The sequence below is a fragment of the Psychrobacter glaciei genome (assembly GCF_014652895.1).
Lineage (GTDB): Bacteria > Pseudomonadota > Gammaproteobacteria > Pseudomonadales > Moraxellaceae > Psychrobacter > Psychrobacter glaciei.
In genome coordinates, this window is record NZ_BMZR01000001.1 from 732,472 (window position 1) to 751,411 (window position 18,940).

Here is an 18,940-nt window from a genome sequence, read left to right on the forward strand (position 1 = left end):
CCAAAAAGTTAAATTGATAAGGTTGAAGGATTATTTATTAACGACAGTATTAAGGGCAACAGCCGCCGCCTTTTTCGCAGGTAGTAACTTGATGTTCCAGCGTAGCGTACGGTATTCAGAGTAGGGTACCTTGATCATCTTGCCGTCGATTTTACGCATTAAAGGCATATCAGCGTAATTCTTGCCATCGATGCTGGCTTGTGCACTGGCAGGGTTTGCCTCACCTGTGAATGTCATGTTTGCAGGGATAGGTAGTGTCACCATCAGATCATTAATATCATTATTGACGGTATTGGTATAAGTTGCTTTGTATTGGATGACAGTACCTGCTGGCGCTGTACGCACTGGGGAGTATACTGTCTTACCGTCAGCATTCTTGATGACTTGATTAGCAGTCAGTTCCATTTTTAGAGCATCATCAGCATGTGCGACATTCAATAAAGAAATAGAAGCAGCGGTTGCCAATAAAATACCGTGTAAGAGATTAAAACGTTTCATATAAAATCCTTTCTTAGAACATGACTATCAGTGAATAGCAAACGTTGTATGTTGTGATGGAGGAGCTTGCAATCTAATATGATTCTCATTTTTAGAAGGCATCTATCTTCCTTTTTTCTATTGTCACGTAATTGATACAATTATTCATCACAAAAACGACAACTGGCATTTTGAAGTATACAAACGGTAAAAGCCCCGTCTGGCTAGACAGGGCTTTTATTATGAGATACTAACGAGAGATGAAAGTGTTAAGAGAAGATAAATTATTGATTGTTTGCAATAGTGCCATATTTTGTATTGAAGTAAAAATCTCGTTTAGCTCTAGCTGTTAATGTAAGAGATTTAGTTTTCACCTCACCATTTCCTCCAATCGCTGGATTCTCGCTAGTAGTATAATCAGTTGTTGAAAGTGCGGGGTTAGCTAATACGGATGTAACTGTCGCGCCATCAACACCTTGTTTTTGGAGAACATCCTTCATCACAAAGTTGTTAATGTCAATATTTGCACGATTGGTAGCAGTAATTCTATAAGCGATACATTGTCCAGGTATGATATTGCCGTTAATACCGCCTTCACTAAAACCGGTCCTAGGATCGGTATTTCCTGAGACATTTAGGGTACTATCAGAGTAATTGAGCGTTGCAGGGCAGTTGTTGACGTATTGAGCCTTTCTTAGTACCAATGCAGCGTTTGCCGCAATGACTCTACCAAAATCGTTGTTCGGATAATTATAAGTGGTTGCTGCAAACCCAACGGTTCTACTCTCATTGCTAGTGCGAATAGGATAAGTATTGCCGGTGCGACTCTCTACTAGACAAAGATTTGTATTATTAGCCAGTGTCGTTTTAGGAATGCTAATTTGATATTCACCCACGGGAGCACCATTTCTAATGACTGATTGTGTTGGATAAGTAGTAGATGTATTAGAACAATTTGCTAATTGCACTGTACTACCTGTAATCCCTGTCTCAGGTGCAGTAGGATCATACCTACCGTTGAAGTAATTAGGTCGATTGGCGTAAGCACTGCTAGCTGTAGTAATGTCAGCATTGGTCGCACTGGCCTGCGCAGCCGTAATACCACCGTTATCATCAAATACTGTACCAGAGAAGATATACTGCGGAACGTAGCAGTAATTGTCTACACGGAAATCAATTTCTTGATTAGTAGCAGTTGGAAGAAAACCCGTATTTGTATAGCGAATACTCACTGATGTAACAGGTTCAGAGAATTGCACAGAGCCTTGACATTGTGTACCTAAATCCTTAGCTGGACAGTTGGGATCAGCAATAGTTCTAGTTATCAAACCTGGTGGATTCAAGTTAGAAATAATATTCGATCCAACTATAGGTTGCAAGGTTCCAGTAATCGTAGTGCCTGTTTGAGTAACCCCTGTAATTCGAATAAGATCGTCAAAGGTATTACCATTACTATTAGCATAATCAATGTCAAATGCACTAAGTGCAACATTAGTTAAAAATATAGGTTGCGCCGTTATACTATTGCGAAAATCAAGATTTATGTCTGTAAAAGCAGTTGTATTAGGGAACGTTCTTCTTACATTAATCGCTCTAACTCCTCCAGATTCAATGACACCAAAATTACTTAATGTGGTATTAGAGCTGGATTCAGTAGTGCTTATCTTGATTTGTAAAGGAATGCTACCTGCTGCGTTACCTGCAACCGTCACATAATTATTGGTGTTGACTGCAGAAGCCAAGCTAGAATAATCAGCATTGGTTAAGCTACCTTGAGAGAAGTCAGCAGAACACACAGCGCCAGGGTTTGGTGCAATCGCATAGGATGAGTAGCTGATTAAAAATGATGATATAAACCCTACTAAGGTCAGTAGTATGAATTTATATTTCTGGAACAAATCTATACTCTTAGATCCTGCAAAGTATTTATCGATGTACATAGTAATATTCCTATAAACTCACACTGACGATTAGAATTCGTACCGAACATATCTGTTACCAGTTCAACAGATGAATGTATAAATCATGTAACTTACTATTTTATAGAATAATTGTAAAAAATGTCTTAAAGAGTGGATAGGTGGCAGGTTTTTTGTGACCAGATGCCAAATTTCTGACTTGTAGGACAGTTATTCATATTTTGTACTTCTTATTTTTTGTACATCTTATATTTACACATCGCGATTATCTCAAATTATTTGAATTTTTCCTTGTCATTCAAATTGTTACATTCTGCATATTCTCTTAAAAAGCCATCAAATATTTACTTAATAACTAATCGTTATTTATTTAAAAAATACTTGTCATTTCGCCATTTCTTTACAGCCATAAACAACCCATCAATAAACGCCTATAATATAGAGTGATTATCGTTTAATAATTAGATATATAGCACGAGTTTTGATTTTGTTATGCTTCTTTTTCTTCAAGATGCTAAAGGGTCGTTGCGTTATATTGTCACCTGAGCTTTATATGACTGCAACACATGATGGAGCGGCGGCCTGTCGCCTGCTACCTGTAACAAGGAAGTCATTCAGCAAAGCGTTAGCACATTACTATATTAAATAACACGTTGATTTAACAACACCCTGTCATAGTACAGGGCTGACTGATAAAAAAGGATGAGTAAAGATGAGTTATTATAAGGATGCTGATAGCACCGAAACCCAAGAATGGCTGGACGCCTTTGAGTCTGTCATCAAACATGCGGACAAGGATCGCGCGCAATTTTTGCTAAAAGCCTTATACAACATGGCGGTACAAGAGGGATTGCCATTTAATAGACTAGATACTGCCTATGTTAATAGTATTGCGGTCGAAGATGAGCCAATGTACCCAGGTGATTTGGGTATGGAGCGTAAAATTCGTGCCTTGATTCGCTATAACGCTTTAGCAATGGTCATGCGAGCCAATAAGAACGATGATGACTTAGGTGGTCACTTAGCGACATTCGCGTCTAGTGCCACACTATATGAAACTGGCTTTAATCACTTTTTCCGTGCGGCAAGTGATCACTTTGGTGGTGATATGATCTACTACCAAGGTCACTCTGCTCCAGGTATCTATGCTCGCTCATTTCTAGAAGGTCGTTTGACAGAGGATCAGCTCGATAATTTCCGCCGTGAAGTCGGTGGTAAAGGCTTATCAAGCTATCCGCATCCTTATCTAATGCCGGACTACTGGCAGTTCCCAACCGTTTCGATGGGCTTAGGTCCTATCATGTCGATCTATCATGCTCACGTGCATCGTTATATGGAAAACCGTGGCTTGCTAGAAAAAGAAGGTCGTAAGATTTGGACGTTCTTGGGTGACGGCGAAACGGATGAGCCAGAGAGTTTGGGTGCGATTTCTCTCGCGGGTCGTGAGAAGCTGGATAACCTGATATGGGTAGTCAACTGTAACTTACAGCGCCTTGACGGTCCAGTCCGTGGTAACGGTAAAATCATTCAAGAGCTAGAGTCTGTATTCCGCGGCGCAGGTTGGCGCGTGATTAAAGTTATTTGGGGTGGTAACTGGGACAGTCTACTGGCCAATGACAAAACGGGTGTGCTAAAGCATCGTATGGAAGAAGTGGTCGATGGTGAATACCAGTTATACGAGGCCCGTACAGCTGAGTTTACTCGTAAAGAATTCTTTGGTAAATACCCAGAGCTAGAAGAGATGGCAGATGCCTTGACGGATGATGATATCGCACGCTTGAACCGTGGTGGTCATGATCCAGTGAAGGTGTATGCAGCCTTTAGTGAAGCCATGAAAACCAAAGGTCAGCCAACGGTTATTTTGGTCAAAACCGTCAAAGGTTACGGCTTATCTGCTCAAACACAAGCGGTCAATAAATCGCATCAGGTGAAAAAGCTTGATCAAGACGCACTGGTCTATTTCCGTGATCGTTTTGACTTGCCATTTACCGATGAGCAGCTAGAGACTCTACCGTTTTACCGTCCTGAAGAAGGGTCGGCAGAGATGAAATATCTCAAAGGTCGTCGTGAGGCATTGGGTGGTCATTTACCAAACCGCCGCAGTGGACATATTCCATTGAATATTCCTGAATTGTCTATATTTGACCGTGTATTAAAAGGCAGCAATGGCAAAGAGCAGTCGACGACGATGGTATTCGTACGCCTGTTATCAGCTATGCTAAAAAACAAAGACATCCAAGATCGTGTGGTACCAATCGTACCAGATGAAGCGCGTACTTTTGGTTTAGAAGGTATGTTCCGTCAACTGGGTATTTACTCTGCAGTTGGTCAAAAATATACGCCAGAAGATAGCGAAGCATTAATGGGTTATAAAGAAGCTATTGATGGTCACATGTTAGAAGAGGGTATCAACGAAGCAGGTGCAATGAGTACGTGGATTGCGCTCGCGACCAGTTACTCTGTGAACGCATTACCGATGATTCCAATGTATATCTACTACTCAATGTTTGGTTTCCAACGTGTGGGCGATTTGGCTTGGGCGGCAGGTGATTGTCAAGCGCAAGGTTTCTTGTTAGGCGCAACAGCTGGTCGTACCACGCTTAATGGCGAAGGTTTGCAGCATCAAGATGGACATTCGCAGATATTGTTCAACGTAGTACCAAACTGCGTCAGCTATGATCCTTGCTTTGGTTATGAGCTAGCAGTTGTGATGCATGATGGCCTGCGCCGTATGTATGGTGACGGCGAGCGTGTTTATTACTACCTAACGCTAATGAATGAAAACTACGAGCAACCTGCCATGCCAGAAGGTAGTGAGGAAGGTATCAAGCGCGGTATGTATTTGCTTGAAGACAATGGCTCAGCACAAGTACAACTATTGGGTTCAGGCGTGATTTTACGTGAAGTACAAAAAGCGGCACAGATTCTAAAAGATGAGTTTAATATTACCTCTAATGTCTGGAGTGTAACCAGCTTTAACGAGTTGACGCGTGATGGCATGGAGTGTGATGATTACAATCGCTTGCATCCAATGGATGAAGAAAAAGTGCCTTGGGTCACTGAGCAATTGGCACCGCACGAAGGTATCGTAGTTGCTGCAACTGACTATATGCGTAACTATTCAGAGCAGATTCGTGCTTGGTTACCAGACAATCGTCCTTATACGACGCTAGGCACTGACGGCTATGGCCGTTCTGATACTCGTGAAAACCTACGCAGTTTCTTCAATGTTGATGCTGCTCACATCGTCGTTGCCACGCTTAAGCGTCTGGCAGATGAAGGTGAAGTTGAGATGCGTCTGGTAAAAGATGCGATTTCAAGCTTAGGTATCGATGTCGATCAGCCACCTGCATGGCAACAGCAGTCTTATTCGGATCATTCTCCAGATGCGCCAGCACCAGGTAACGTCAATCCAAACCCTGTGCCTGAGTTCGTTGCTGAAGACGATGACGAAATCAGTAATGAAGGCCGCGCTGAAGATAAGACCGACGCGACTTTACTTAATGACGGTGATGTCAAAGAATAATAACCATAAGACAAGGAAATAAATCATGGACATTAAAGCCCCCGATTTGGGTGTCGATAGCGCCGAAGTTAGCGAAATTATGGTAGAAGTTGGCGACGTCATTGCAAAAGACGACAACATCATTTTATTAGAATCTGACAAAGCCTCGGTCGAAGTGCCTAGCTCTGCTGCTGGTAAAGTGACCAAAATCAGCGTTGCGATTGGTGATCAAGTCAGTGAAGGTATGGTACTGATTGAGCTTGAAAGTGAAGCGGACAGCGCAGAAGAGAGTAGCGATAGCGCATCTGATGCCGATCAAAAAGCTGATGACGAAAAAGATACTAATGTTGCACCAGAGACAGAATCTGCCGCTGAAGCCAAACCTGCGGCAACGGAGTCTAGTGCAAAGCCTGCGTCTAACGCTGGCAAAGCCACCACTCATGCATTACCTGATCTAGGTGTCGATGAGGCGCAAGTCTCTGAGATTATGGTCAGTGTTGGTGATATCGTCAGTGCTGAGCAATCAATCCTATTGATTGAATCTGATAAGGCGTCGGTTGAAGTGCCTGCACCAGTCGCTGGTAAGGTTGAGAAAATACTGGTCGAAGCCGGTGATATGGTTGCCAATGGTCAGGATTTCATCATTATTGTCAGTGATGCAGACACTTCTGATTCACAAGACTCAGCATTAGCTAAGTCAGACGACAATGTAAGTAAAGATAACGTTAGCAAAGACAGTGCTGATAAAGACGATAGCGCTGCTCAGCCAAAAACCACTGGTGAGCCGAAGCAAGCTGCCAAGACTGATACAGCTGCTAGCAAAACAGATAGCAAGTTGACCGAAACTCAGGTAAATGAGAAGTTAGTTGATGTTTATGCTGGTCCCGCAGTGCGTAAGCTGGCACGGCAGCTGGGTGTTGATATTAGCCAAGTGACGGGTTCTGCAGTCAATGAACGTATCTTAAAAGAAGACTTGTTTGCTCACGTCAAAGAAAGTTTGACCACACAGAAAGCAGCACCTGCAAGTAGTGGTACTATCAGTTCAGGACTGCCAAAACTGCCAGATATGAGCAATACTGAGATTTGGGGCGAGACAGACACACAAGACCTTAGCCGTCTGCAGAAAGTCTCTATACCGCAGCTTAACTATAATACCTTACTGCCACAAGTCACACAGTTTGATCTGTCGGATATTACCGAGACGGAAAAACTGCGCGGTGAGCTAAAAGGTGGCATGAAGTCTGAAGGTATTGGTTTCACTATTTTGGCCTTTGTGGTTAAAGCAACGGCCTACGCCTTGACCCAGCACCCACGTTTTAACAGTCACTTAAGCGATGATAATACTCAAGTTATCTTGCGTAAGAGCGTTAATATGGGTATTGCCGTGGCGACTGATGATGGACTTATCGTCCCTGTCATCAAAAATGTACAAGATAAAGGTCTGAAGCAAATCGCCATTGAGATTGGCGAGCTAGCAGTCAAAGCACGTGATAAAAAACTCACGACCAAAGATTTGCAAGGTGCAAGCTTTACCATATCAAGCCAAGGTAATTTAGGAGGCACTGCCTTTACTCCATTGGTCAACTGGCCACAAGTGGGTATCTTGGGTGTGTCTGAGGCAAGCATGCAGCCACGTTGGGATGCTAAAACCCAAAGCTTTGAGCCGCGTTTGATGTTGCCGTTGTCACTGTCTTATGATCACCGTGTGATCAATGGGGCAGATGCCGCAGTGTTTACCCGCTATATCGCCACGTTACTGGCTGATCCGCGCCGTATCCTGATCTAGAATTGATCAGCAATTAAGAAAGAGACTGCCTATGGGTGGTCTTTTTTTATGTGTCATGATTTGTTTTTATAGGTCGTTATCTGCTTTTATAAATAAATGCTCAGTAGTTAGGGTAGACAGTAATGATCGTAATAAATAGGCACAAAAAAGCCAGCATAATCGCTGGCTTTTTGTATACATACTATTTTTGCTATCTTAGAACTGTTTAACGAATGCTACGCCGTATACCCAAGGGCTGATATCGACTTCGCCAATGTCATTACCATTTAGGCTAGCATCTGTCTTGATATCCATATAGCGTGCATCGATACGGAAGGCTTCAGTCGGGGCAAAAGGTATGTCAAGACCGACATGACCGGCTACGCCGACGCTATCATCAAGCTCTAAGTCGTTACCATTTCCAAGATAGATTCTTTCTTTAAAGAAAGTTGTATAATTGATCCCCACACCAACAAATGGCTTGACGTTCATTGGCAGGTCATAGCCATCGAAGTGATACTGTAGAGATAGCGTAGGTGGGAGATGCTGAGTTTTTGCATCAATTTTATTGCCATCGGCATCGGTTAGAGTGATGTCGTGATGGAACGGAATCGCCGCTAGCAGTTCGACACCGACGTTGTCAGCAAAAAAGTACTCACCGCTGATAGTCGGACGAATATCATCATCAACTTCTACGGAAAGTGTACCATCTGCAAGTGTGCCGTTATCACTTTTAGGGTTGACCATATGAGCGCCAGCAGCCACAGACCATGTACCCGCAGGTACGGCAAAAGCAGTCGTCATGGTAAATGCGGCAGCCACTAAAACTAGGGATTGTAGTTTCATCGTTTGGTTCCTTGGTGCAAAAATAGATTATCGATAAGCACTTAATGAGGGATGACATTAAATACTGATATACAATGTTGGCTTTGTTGATTGCTCTGTAACATTGTTACGCTATTTTAACACTAAAACCATTTTGTTAGTAAGGTTTTAATTGAAAAACCTTACTATTTTTAAGGGAATGACAATTTAGAACAGAAACTTAATGTCCGTAAAAACATATTTGTTAAACAGTTCTCATTGTTGTAAGTTAGTAGTCAGGTTTATGTTCAGGACATAAACCGCGCCAAATGAATAACGAATAATAAATAACAAGGTAAAGGGATATTATGCTGGGTTACTGTAGTAATTCGCCATTGCGTTGTCAGAAAGCACGTTCAATGATCCTGTTAAATCAAGTGGATACTTATTGCCCAGAATGTGGTTTGTTTCTACTACCTGCTCAAAATCTCAGTCGACAATTACGCGCCGACGAGCGATTTTTACAGTACACCTTTCTTATAACAGGGCTTTTGCTACTTGCTGCAGTCTACATTTATTATATAAAATTTGCATAATCGTGATTCATAGTGAAACCTCTCGTATTAATAAGTAGGCTGTTTTCACCATTACTGGCTCAGAAGGCTGTTAATAAAACCTTCTTTCTAAGAGCTTCTGTCCAACATACGGTAATAAATGCTTGAAAATCAGGATAAGTAAAAGATTGGTTACTGACATAGAGTGCTCTTTGTACTGTTGTTGAGCGCGATAGTCAGGCTTTAATATTTTTACTTCATTATCACAAGATCGGTGTTACACCGTATAGGGACCGCATGCAATTCCAACATATACGGCGTTTGCGTATTTTCGTTTATAATATTTTGCAAAATGATGAGCATGACACGCTCTTTAGCCGCTATGTCGATTATTTTCTGATATTTCTAATCATGACTAACGTAGCAGCTGTGATTGCGGAGTCTGTCGATCGGTGGTATTACCCTTACCAAAATTATTTTACGTGGTTTGAAAACTTCTCTATTGTGGTGTTCTCTATCGAATACTTGCTACGCTTATGGAGCGTTGCCGAAGCGAAGCCGGATAATACGACTTGGCGTCAGCGTTGGCAGTGGTTAAAAAGCCCTTCTGCATTGATTGATTTGGTCGCCATTGTGCCTGCATTCTTGAACTTCTTTGTCACGATTGATTTACGCTTCTTACGTATTTTGCGGCTTTTCCGTATTCTTAAATTGACGCGCTATTTTGCGTCGATGCGTATTTTATTGGTGGTAATCAGTAAAGAAAAAGGCTCATTTCAAGCCGTTATCTTCATTCTAATTATCATGATTGTGACCGCTTCTAGTGGTATTTATCTGGTGGAGAACCATGCACAGCCAGAAGAGTTTGAATCTATACCCAAAGCGATGTGGTGGGCTGTGGTGACACTGACGACAGTGGGTTATGGTGATGTGATACCCATTACCAACGCTGGTAAAATATTGGGTGCAATCATTACGATACTGGGTGTGGGTCTAGCAGCCTTGCCTGCAGGTATTCTCGCCACGGGTTTGGCAAACGAGCTAAACCAACGCCGTGAAGAACTAGAGCAGCACTTTCGTGAACAGCTGGTCGATAGCGATTTTGATTTGGTACAGAATCAGATGATGGTAGAAAAAATACGCCGTGAGCTTGGGCTAGATAAGGAACAGGCACAAAATATCGTACTACAGGTATTGCGAGAGCAAGAGCTGGAGCGTCGAGAAAGAGAGGTAGAGACCAGACAAAAGAATTTCTGTCCACATTGCGGTGAGGCATTGTAAGTAATGCTCGCAGCGATTGCTTAAAGTTTAGACACACTGCGGTTAAATAAAAAAGGGTGCGACGTTATTAATACGTCGCACCCTTTTTTTTGTAGGGATAGATGGCTAAGTTGCTGACATTAAATCCCTTGCGGAATAGGGAGTGCGCGTGCCAATTCATGAGCGACTTGCTGCGCTGCAATGGCCAAATCTTCGGCTGGGAGCGGTAAATTTTGCAGCGTGAGATGCCAATCATCTACTTCTCGGCGTAAATGCGCTACCCAAAGTGTGGTGCAATCACGGGGCAATTGTTTTAGATTGACTTCAAAGCAATGATTGCCCTCGTCATCGCTCAGATGAATTTCGCCTTTTTTGACTCTCGAAAACGGATGACCATGGTAAGAGTTGGCAATCATAGCAATATGGGTGATATGTGCTGGAATCTTATCCAAATAGAGTCTGATTTGTTCTTGGTCAAGCGGTGCCAAATACATGGCTTGATCGCCGCGATCTTTTCCATTGAGACTGTCACCTTGATGTTTTACTGATTCAGCTTTATCACGCAGCTTCTTGAACCAGACAATGTCGCTAATAGTGCAATGCTCGTCATATAGCACACAAGCTAAATCAATATCAATCGCGCCTTCATTTTTTTTAAAACGCTTTAGCATACCTTTGGGTTCAGTCTTGGTAAACTCGTAATTGAGCGCAAAAAATAACGTTCCCGCATCCAACCCTAATCCTTTTAAGCTGTCCGATAGTAATGGTGACGGGGAAGTGGTCGACATAGTATTCCTTGTTACTTTTGATGTTTTAAGTGACTTTATTTTAATTGCATATTGTTTGAATTGAACATGATACTCAATCATCACGATTGATTATCCAGTGTTTCATCCAAGACGGCTTTATCCAAGACGGCTTGATACAGCAGCTCAGGCTTGGCATTTAAGAGACCACTGCCAAAACCGCGTAACCACCAGACCAGCTGCGAGGTCAAATTCACTGTTGCTTGAATGGTCAGCGTGTCACCGTCATTTAACGTAACCGTTTGATCATCACTAAGCTTGCTTTCAGTGAGGCTCTTGCCTGCTTGTTTGGTGAATTGTAGCTCAATAGGCGTATTTTTGCCATGATCGGCTAGCTCACGAAATAATGGATGGCTAAAGCCCATGCCACCAGCATCCAGATAGGTATCGAGTTGGAATTCGTCGGGCGTTTTCGCCGAACTCTCAAGGATCTCGACGCTGGCAAATCGATGCAAGGCAAAGGTGCGAATGACAGTCTCTGGATCATCCGTGCGAGTTGCCAATAAGTAAATGATAACGCCGCGTTGAATGATAGCAATGGGATTTAGGATGTATTCACCGGCTTGCGATTTATTGCTACGGGTATAACAGGCTTTGATTTGTAATTGATAAAATAGCGCATGGTAAATATTGTCTTTGCTATCCAAATCAATATGTGGCGCGATTAGTGGCTGAGTGGCAGGCTCGATACGCACTCTGTCTATCCATGAGTGGGTGACTTTGCTGTTTTTTAGCTGCCGCCGTGCTAGGTCAAACCACGGAAATAATTCATCTAAAATAACAGGGGGTAATAGCTGAGTCAGGTTGGCTTCAACCATATTAAAGGCAACCGCTTGCGATAAATTCATATGCGGTAAGCTTTGTAATGGGGCATCATCGCACCAACGCCAGCCTTGCGGATTGGCATTGTTTTTTTCAATGGGAAAGCGTTTGGCGAGCGCATTTAAGTCGCGCTGAACAGTGCGTAGGCTGATGTCAAAGCCCGCCATCATCAGCTGCTCGTAGATGTGGGTTGTGCCCACCCAACGATTGCGCTGTAGCTGTGATAGCACTTGCCATTGGCGTGCAGTTGTCGCTGCCCCGTGGCGATTATCACTGCTATTTTCTGAAACATTATTGTCCGTAGCCGCTACGGTATTTGCAGTCTCAATAGAGTCTGTTTGATCTTGGAGAAGGCCGGCGTCAGTAGAATGTACAGTCATTAAGCGATAACCTTTATGAAGTCACGAATCGGTTTTTAGATATCTTTAACGAGTCAATAGCCGTTTATCATCGCAGAAAAGTATCGTAGCGTCTAGGGCGTCTCATCATTTAGCCTATTGAGTCATTAAGTGGTTTTAAACGGCTAAATTTTTCTATCAATCAGCTTGTACGGTATTGATGGACATTTTAGTATCATTATTATTGACCTCTTAATCGATGCCTTGATTGATGCTTTGGTTAACACCTTGATCGTCATTCATCGCGATTTCATTGTCCTCTTTCTTGTCTTTACGTTTCTCTTTTTTTCTCTTGTCTTGTTTTTTTTGACGTTTTGCTTTCTGCTTTTTTTTATCTTTCTTTTTGGACTTTTTGTCATCAATATCATCGTCGTTGTTATCTTGGTTCTCATCCCACAGCATCAAACGGCTTAAGACTTTGCCAAACAATGTCTCTTTACGATAGCGACCTTTTTTGTTCATGGTATCGATAGGTAGACCAGTCATTAACGTCAATGCTTCACTTAGGGTATGGACGCCATAAATATGAAATTCGCCTGCTTTGACAGCAGCAATGATATCGTCGCGTAGCATGAGCTGCTTAACATTGGCCATCGGAATAACTACACCTTGCTGACCAGTTAGCTCTTGCTCGCGGCACGCATCAAAGAATCCGGCGATTTTGGAGTTGATACCACCGACCGCTTGCACTTCGCCCAGCTGGTTCATAGAGCCGGTAATGGCGAATGATTGATCAATCGGCACGTTTGCTAAAGCGGATAATAGCGCACAGCCTTCGCTGACGGTGGCACTATCGCCATCGATATGTGCATAGCTTTGCTCAAAAGCGAGCGAAGCACTGAAGTTGAGCGCATGATGTTGGCTAAATAATGCGCGCAAATAGCTGGTCATAATCAGCATGCCCTTAGCGTGCAAGCTACCACCCAAGTCTACGTCGCGCTCGATATCGAGAATCTCACCCGTACCGATATTCGGTTGAATGACCGCAGTCAGGCGGGCTGGCATGCCAAACTCACTATCGGCATAGCTGACCACGGTGAGGGCGTTTACTTGTCCAACGGCACTGCCTGTGGTTTGGATAAGCTGCTGACCGTTTTTGAGCTCATCCCAATAGAGGTCACGCAGGTATCCTGAGCGCTCGTCCATATCTTCAATGGCTTGAACCACATGCTTTGCACTGACCACTTCCTGTCCGCCTAAACGCGCATGACGGTTAGACTCGTGCAACAGCTTAATCAATAAATCACTGTGCAAACTTAATCGATCTTGGTCCTCTGCTTGTAAGCTTAAATGCTCTAGTAGGGCGGCTTGTGCACTACGATCAAATGGGTAGAGGTTGGCATAATCAATGATGTCAGCCATTTTTGCGACCAGTGCCAATTCGTGCTCACTGCTGCGAACCACATCATCATGGAAATCAGCGCGTACTTTAAACACCGCATCAAACTCAGGCTCAAGCTCTAATAGCTCATAATACAAATCTGCTTCGCCAAGCAAAATCACCTTAATATCAAGGTCAATGGGCGCAGGTGCTAGCGATAAACTGCCTGTTAAGGTCAGCATTTGCTCAAGGCTCGAGAGTTTGATTTTGCGCGATTGTAGTGCGCGCTTAAGACCCTGCCATGCATAAGGATGCTCAAGTAAATGACTGGCTTCTAACAGTAGATAACCACCATTGGCACGATGTAACGCACCGGCTCGAATCATACTGACATCGGTGGTCACCGTGCCTAATTGGGTGATTTGCTCAACATGACCCAATAAGTTCAGATGCGTCGGCAAATCTTCAAAGACAACAGGGGCGCCGCTGTCTGGCGTGTGACTGACAATGACATTGACCGCATAGCGGCTTGGAGTCGTCGCCAGAACTGCGGTCACAAACTCTTCATCATCGCCATTGACGATGCGCTCGACATGCGTAACCATGTCGGCAAATACGGCTTTGAGATAATCAACGATTAGCGGATGACTGGAAAACTGCTCATAAATAGGGGTAAATAGAGGCTGTAGGGCACGACGTGCAATATTGCGATGCAGTGCTTCTATAGCGTCATTGGCTTCGTCCTCTAACTGCTCTAAGGCGATAGTCAGCTGACTTAGGCGTTTTTGCATATGGTTCTTTTGCACAAAGTTACTTAGCTCAGCTTCGTATTCACTATTGCCATATTCGTTATCGTCAGCAGCATCGTTGCTAGAAGTGGTGGCTTTCTTACTTTCTCCTATTACTGATGTGTTTTGACTGTTAATAGAGGTTTTGTCATCTTTATTATCAGTATTATTACTTTGAGTCGTGGTTTGATCGGTTTCTGTTGCCAATTTGCTTGGATGGACAAACACCGCTTTGTTATCAAAGGAGCGAAACGTCAACGCCAAGTCATATTGCTTGCCTTCCGCATTGAGCACCTCATAGGCCTGACTTTCTTTTTGATGCGTGTCATTTTTGATGGCCTCGATTTTGCTTTGATACTGGTCGCTACGGAAGCGTTGGCTCAGTCGTTTTTTTGCTTGCTGCCATAAGTGATTGACTTGCTGTTGCAACAGTGAGGCTTGACCAGCAGGCATGTGCAAGGCTAGTGGGGTGCGTGGATCGGTAAAATTATGCACATAGACCCAGTCATCCGGTGTGGGTGCATCTGCGGCAATACGCGTCAGCAAACGACTAATGATGGTACGCTTGCCCAAACCATTTTCACCAGCCGCAAACACATGATAGCCACTGGCTTTAATATCTAAAGCCGTCTGCAAGGCTTTTAGCGCGCGCTGCTGACCAAAGCCAACGTCCAAATCTGGTGCCGTGCGTGTGTCTGTCGGCAGCTCATTTGGTTCGCTATACCGCTTTAGTTGCTCAGCGCTGACAAGGCAGCGCTGCTTAACCTCAGTAAAGAGTGGGTGCGGCGTATCCAGTGTTGCTTGCTTGCCGTCTTTCGGCGCGTCAGTCAATTCAGCAATAGGTGTTACCATATTAGTCGTGTCTTTTTTATTAGCGTCATTTGATATTTTAGACGTGGGGGCATGTTTTTGTTCGGTCATAGGCGTATGGTGTGTCGTCTTAAAAAAGTGGGTTGTTTTTAGAGGGTAGAGTGGTTATTTTTTACACAATGTCTTTATGCTTAATTTTGTCTTTATGCTTAATTTTTTATTATTAATTAAAGACATCTTACAAGATATAGCGGTGTTTTAAATAAGTCATTAAACGCAGTTTTGTATCATAATTGGATGCGTCACTGAAAATAATGAATAAAAGAGCAGCAGATGGATGGTCAGTTTAATGCCATCAAAGCAGAATAACGCCTCAATAGCAGCGCAGATAGTATAAGATGTCTCACATTGGCGCAATCTGCAACTATTCAATAGGCAGGCTGCATGATAAAATAGTCGGTTCACATGTCAAAACTGGATAACTCGTTGTATGTCAGCTTCCGCTAAAACCACGTCATCGTCTGCTCGTACGGGAAATATTCCTATTGATCCTACGGGCTTTGTTAAGCTTGGTGCGCAATTGCCAGCGTTGGCCAATATATTGGCACAAGCGATAAACGAGCTAAGTCTACCCTTAAGTGAGACGCAGCAGCGCACGTTATTATTGTACTTAGACCAGCTTTTATTGTGGAATAAAGCGTATAATCTGACCGCCATCACCGATCCAGAAGAAGCCCTGATCAAGCATGTGATTGATTGTTTGTCTATTATAACGCATTTACCGTCAGGCTCGCTGCTGGATATCGGCACAGGGGCTGGCTTGCCCGCCGTTATTATTGCGATTTGTCAGCCTGAGCGGCAGTGTACGGCGCTTGATAGCAACCAAAAAAAGATTCGCTTTATTAAGCAAATCAGTAGCGAACTTGGCTTGAGCAATATGCAGCCTATTGCCTCTCGTATTGAAGCGCATGAGGCCAGCTATGACGTGGTTACTTCTAGAGCATTTGCCAGCCTCATAGATTTTGTCGAAGTCGCGCAGCCAAGACTGGCGGATAACGGCTATCTGTGTGCGATGAAAGGTAAAGCGCCAAGTGATGAAGAGCTACAAGCGCTAGATAACGACTGGCATATTAAGACGATTAAGCTTAAAGTGCCACGTCTGCATGACAGTCGGCATTTAATTGAAATGTCTGCTAAAAATGTCTAAGCTATGAGCACCTTGTAGTCGTGAAACATCGTTTACCTTGGTATTTAAATAGCATAATATCTAAAAAATCTGGATGCAAAGCGAGTTATTTATATTGTAAGTATCATTTGTATTATAGTGATAAGAAGCTTAACGCCAAAGATTGCGATTGCTAAAATGACTATTAATAACAGGCAATCAGTAGTTGGCGGTCACAGATACACAGTACAGACAGTCGGTAAAATACAGTAAGTAAAGACCCTAATTAAATTGAGTGAGTGTATGGAAATCATAGCAATTGCGAATCAAAAAGGCGGCGTGGGTAAAACCACGACGGCGGTAAATTTGACCGCCAGCTTGGCTGCTAAGCGCAAGCACGTACTGCTGATTGACTTAGACCCACAAGGCAATGCGACCAGTGGTACTGGTGTGGACAAAAACGCATTAGAGCTGACCATCGCTGATGTGTTGCTGGATGGCGTCTCGTTGTCTGATACCATTGTTGCCAGTCCAGCAGGGTTTGATGTGATCGGTGCCAATCGTGATTTGGCTGGTATGGATATCACCTTGATGAGTAAAACCAACAGTCATGAGCTCTTTAAGACGGCGATGGCAGCGTTGGTCAATGATCAAGTCGCTACGAATAAACCCCCATACGACTATGTCATTATAGACTGTGCCCCTAGTTTGAACTTGCTAACGATTAATGCCTTGGTCGCTACTGACGGGGTGATTATTCCTATGCAGTGTGAGTATTACGCACTAGAAGGCCTAGCGGACTTGTCACAAACGATTGAACGTCTAACAGAATTGAATCCAAAGCTCTATATTCGCGGCGTCGTCAGAACCTTATTCGATTCACGTAACACACTGGCTCGCGATGTCTCTGCTGAATTAGAAGCGCACTTTGGCGATATCATGTACAAAACGCACATTCCAAGAAATATCCGTTTGGCAGAAGCGCCAGCGCACGGCTTGCCAGTTATCGCTTACGAGCGCTGGTCAAAAGGGGCACGCGCTTATCAAAAACTGGCTGCTGAAGTGATGAAACAGTGATCAAAAAGCCGCTAGTTTTTTGTGTCTAAGCGCAAAAACTGGTCACAATGGAAAATGACCAAACAGAAAAATAGTATTAAACATCGTATTTATTATAGTCAATCTAAAATAATATCAATACAAGCAAACCAAGTGCTAGCGATACATGAGTATGGTCAGCGAGGTTGACGACGTAGTGATTTTATAGTGGGTAGGCTATAGTAATGAGTAAGCCGCATTCACAATTATTTGGCTTTTATTTTAGCGTTAGAGGATAGGTAATCATGGCGAAGAAAAGAGGGTTGGCTGCTAATCGAGGCTTGGATGCCTTGTTAGGGTCAATCAAAAAAGAAAAGCAAATTACCGCCTCTGCCTTGCAAGACGATATGGCTGCGCGTGACAACACTTTGCCAGCTGAAACATCAAATACTGATATGCTCAACACCAGTGTGCCCGCCAAAACTGTAGGCACAAAAGCCAATGAAAAACCGATGGCAAATGCCACAGGATCTGGCACGACTAACCGTAATCGTACAACGCGGTCAGCGCGAATGGCTAGTAAAACGTCTGCCAATAAATCCCGTACTGCTGGCACAGACAATAATGGAACAGAAGACCAAATTAGCTTGGTACAAATTGATGTCACGCGTCTACAAGCGGGTAAATACCAGCCGCGCCGTGACATGAGTGAAACTGCGCTGATGGAATTGGCGTCCTCTATTGAACAGCATGGTGTGATGCAGCCCATCGTTATTCGTCCATTACTGGCTAACGAAGACAAAAGCGAAGCATTCGTTACCCATGAAATCATCGCTGGTGAGCGCCGCTGGCGTGCGGCGAAAATGGCAGGTAAAGCCGTGATACCGGCGATTGAGCGTGCATTGTCAGATGAGCTGGCTATTGCACTGGCATTGATTGAAAATATTCAGCGTGAAGACCTGTCAGTGATTGACCAAGCCGCCGCATTACAGCGTTTTCATACAGAGTTTGGTATGAGTCATGCGATGATTGCTGAAGTTGTTGGCAAGGCGCGTACGACCGTATCGAACCTACTACGTTTGAACCAGTTACATGATACAGTAAAAGACCATTTAGCAAACAGCACCCTAGATATGGGGCATGCGCGTACGCTTTTGGCATTGTCCTCTGAGCAACAGCCTATCATTGCGCAAAAAATCATTGATGGCGGCATGACGGTGCGAGAAGCTGAAAAGCTGGTCAAGTCAATTTTGCAGCCCGCCCCCAAAACCAACCGTACGGAAAAATCACAGTCTCGTGACGCTGAACGTCTAACGCAAAGACTGACCGATATGCTTGGTGCTGAAGTTAAGCTTAAGCATAAAAAAGACGGGCAGGGCAGTGTCGAGATATTCTTCCACAGCCAAGACCAGCTAGCCGCTTTGATTAAACATATAGAAGCACAGGTTTGATAGTTTCCGTCAGGTTATAACAACGGTTCAAACCATCTTTATAAAACATATTTTTTAAAA

General features: G+C 43.6%; 12 protein-coding genes. 6 read left to right on the forward strand and 6 right to left on the reverse strand.

All coding sequences use genetic code 11. From position 1 onward, the window contains the following. Window positions 1-30: 30 nt before the first annotated feature. Window positions 31-498, reverse strand: coding sequence for a hypothetical protein (locus IE130_RS03070; protein WP_189581509.1), 468 nt, complete (start codon window positions 496-498; stop codon window positions 31-33). 263 nt (window positions 499-761) lie between these two features. Then, window positions 762-2,417, reverse strand: coding sequence for a hypothetical protein (locus tag IE130_RS03075; RefSeq protein WP_189581511.1), 1,656 nt, complete (start codon window positions 2,415-2,417; stop codon window positions 762-764). Between the two features lie 691 nt (window positions 2,418-3,108). Between IE130_RS03075 and aceE the strand changes: the two genes are divergently transcribed. Both aceE and IE130_RS03085 read left to right on the forward strand, forming a co-directional pair. Next, window positions 3,109-5,922, forward strand: a complete 2,814-nt coding sequence (gene aceE / locus IE130_RS03080) for a pyruvate dehydrogenase (acetyl-transferring), homodimeric type (protein ID WP_189581514.1) — start codon at window positions 3,109-3,111, stop codon at window positions 5,920-5,922. 25 nt (window positions 5,923-5,947) lie between these two features. After that, window positions 5,948-7,687, forward strand: a complete 1,740-nt coding sequence (locus IE130_RS03085) for a 2-oxo acid dehydrogenase subunit E2 (RefSeq protein ID WP_189581517.1) — start codon at window positions 5,948-5,950, stop codon at window positions 7,685-7,687. Between the two features lie 195 nt (window positions 7,688-7,882). Here the strand turns inward: IE130_RS03085 and IE130_RS03090 are convergent, their stop codons facing one another. Next, the gene (locus IE130_RS03090; RefSeq protein WP_010198177.1) at window positions 7,883-8,512 is read right to left on the reverse strand and encodes an OmpW/AlkL family protein; all 630 of its coding nucleotides are present in this window, start codon (window positions 8,510-8,512) and stop codon (window positions 7,883-7,885) included. A gap of 809 nt (window positions 8,513-9,321) precedes the next feature. On the opposite strand from IE130_RS03090, the gene IE130_RS03095 reads away from it, so the two are divergent. Continuing rightward, window positions 9,322-10,305 (forward strand): ion transporter, encoded by a 984-nt coding sequence (locus IE130_RS03095; RefSeq protein ID WP_189581520.1) that lies wholly within the window; start codon window positions 9,322-9,324, stop codon window positions 10,303-10,305. Between the two features lie 119 nt (window positions 10,306-10,424). On the opposite strand, the gene IE130_RS03100 is transcribed toward IE130_RS03095, so the two are convergent. The 3 genes from IE130_RS03100 to IE130_RS03110 all read right to left on the reverse strand — a co-directional run bounded on the left by IE130_RS03100 (window position 10,425) and on the right by IE130_RS03110 (window position 15,271). Next, window positions 10,425-11,072 carry a TerD family protein gene (locus tag IE130_RS03100; protein ID WP_010198180.1) on the reverse strand — a complete coding sequence of 216 codons (648 nt, stop codon included), beginning with the start codon at window positions 11,070-11,072 and terminating at the stop codon, window positions 10,425-10,427. Window positions 11,073-11,152: 80 nt separating this feature from the next. Then, on the reverse strand, window positions 11,153-12,292 hold the full coding sequence (locus IE130_RS03105) for a helix-turn-helix transcriptional regulator (protein ID WP_201574405.1): 1,140 nt from the start codon (window positions 12,290-12,292) through the stop codon (window positions 11,153-11,155). Window positions 12,293-12,502: 210 nt separating this feature from the next. Then, a complete protein-coding gene (locus IE130_RS03110; protein ID WP_373299593.1) occupies window positions 12,503-15,271 on the reverse strand; it encodes an AAA family ATPase in 2,769 nt (922 codons plus the stop codon). A 448-nt stretch (window positions 15,272-15,719) separates the two neighbouring features. Between IE130_RS03110 and rsmG the strand changes: the two genes are divergently transcribed. From rsmG to IE130_RS03125, 3 genes are all read left to right on the forward strand, one after another. After that, window positions 15,720-16,436, forward strand: coding sequence for a 16S rRNA (guanine(527)-N(7))-methyltransferase RsmG (gene rsmG, locus IE130_RS03115; RefSeq protein ID WP_189581525.1), 717 nt, complete (start codon window positions 15,720-15,722; stop codon window positions 16,434-16,436). Between the two features lie 261 nt (window positions 16,437-16,697). Beyond that, window positions 16,698-17,471, forward strand: a complete 774-nt coding sequence (locus tag IE130_RS03120) for a ParA family protein (RefSeq protein ID WP_189581528.1) — start codon at window positions 16,698-16,700, stop codon at window positions 17,469-17,471. Between the two features lie 263 nt (window positions 17,472-17,734). Beyond that, window positions 17,735-18,880: a ParB/RepB/Spo0J family partition protein gene (locus IE130_RS03125; RefSeq protein ID WP_189581531.1), complete on the forward strand. Its 1,146-nt coding sequence runs from the start codon at window positions 17,735-17,737 to the stop codon at window positions 18,878-18,880. Window positions 18,881-18,940 lie beyond the last annotated feature (60 nt).

Excerpts from the sequence above, each read along its gene's own strand:
- aceE (WP_189581514.1), top strand. The coding sequence starts at position 3,109 with ATGAGTTATTATAAGGATGCTGATAGCACCGAAACCCAAGAATGGCTG.
- IE130_RS03110 (WP_373299593.1), bottom strand. The coding sequence starts at position 15,271 with ATGGTAACACCTATTGCTGAATTGACTGACGCGCCGAAAGACGGCAAG.
- IE130_RS03105 (WP_201574405.1), bottom strand. The coding sequence starts at position 12,292 with ATGACTGTACATTCTACTGACGCCGGCCTTCTCCAAGATCAAACAGAC.
- IE130_RS03085 (WP_189581517.1), top strand. The coding sequence starts at position 5,948 with ATGGACATTAAAGCCCCCGATTTGGGTGTCGATAGCGCCGAAGTTAGC.
- IE130_RS03095 (WP_189581520.1), top strand. The coding sequence starts at position 9,322 with ATGCAATTCCAACATATACGGCGTTTGCGTATTTTCGTTTATAATATT.
- IE130_RS03125 (WP_189581531.1), top strand. The coding sequence starts at position 17,735 with ATGGCGAAGAAAAGAGGGTTGGCTGCTAATCGAGGCTTGGATGCCTTG.
- rsmG (WP_189581525.1), top strand. The coding sequence starts at position 15,720 with ATGTCAGCTTCCGCTAAAACCACGTCATCGTCTGCTCGTACGGGAAAT.
- IE130_RS03090 (WP_010198177.1), bottom strand. The coding sequence starts at position 8,512 with ATGAAACTACAATCCCTAGTTTTAGTGGCTGCCGCATTTACCATGACG.
- IE130_RS03070 (WP_189581509.1), bottom strand. The coding sequence starts at position 498 with ATGAAACGTTTTAATCTCTTACACGGTATTTTATTGGCAACCGCTGCT.
- IE130_RS03075 (WP_189581511.1), bottom strand. The coding sequence starts at position 2,417 with ATGTACATCGATAAATACTTTGCAGGATCTAAGAGTATAGATTTGTTC.
- IE130_RS03120 (WP_189581528.1), top strand. The coding sequence starts at position 16,698 with ATGGAAATCATAGCAATTGCGAATCAAAAAGGCGGCGTGGGTAAAACC.
- IE130_RS03100 (WP_010198180.1), bottom strand. The coding sequence starts at position 11,072 with ATGTCGACCACTTCCCCGTCACCATTACTATCGGACAGCTTAAAAGGA.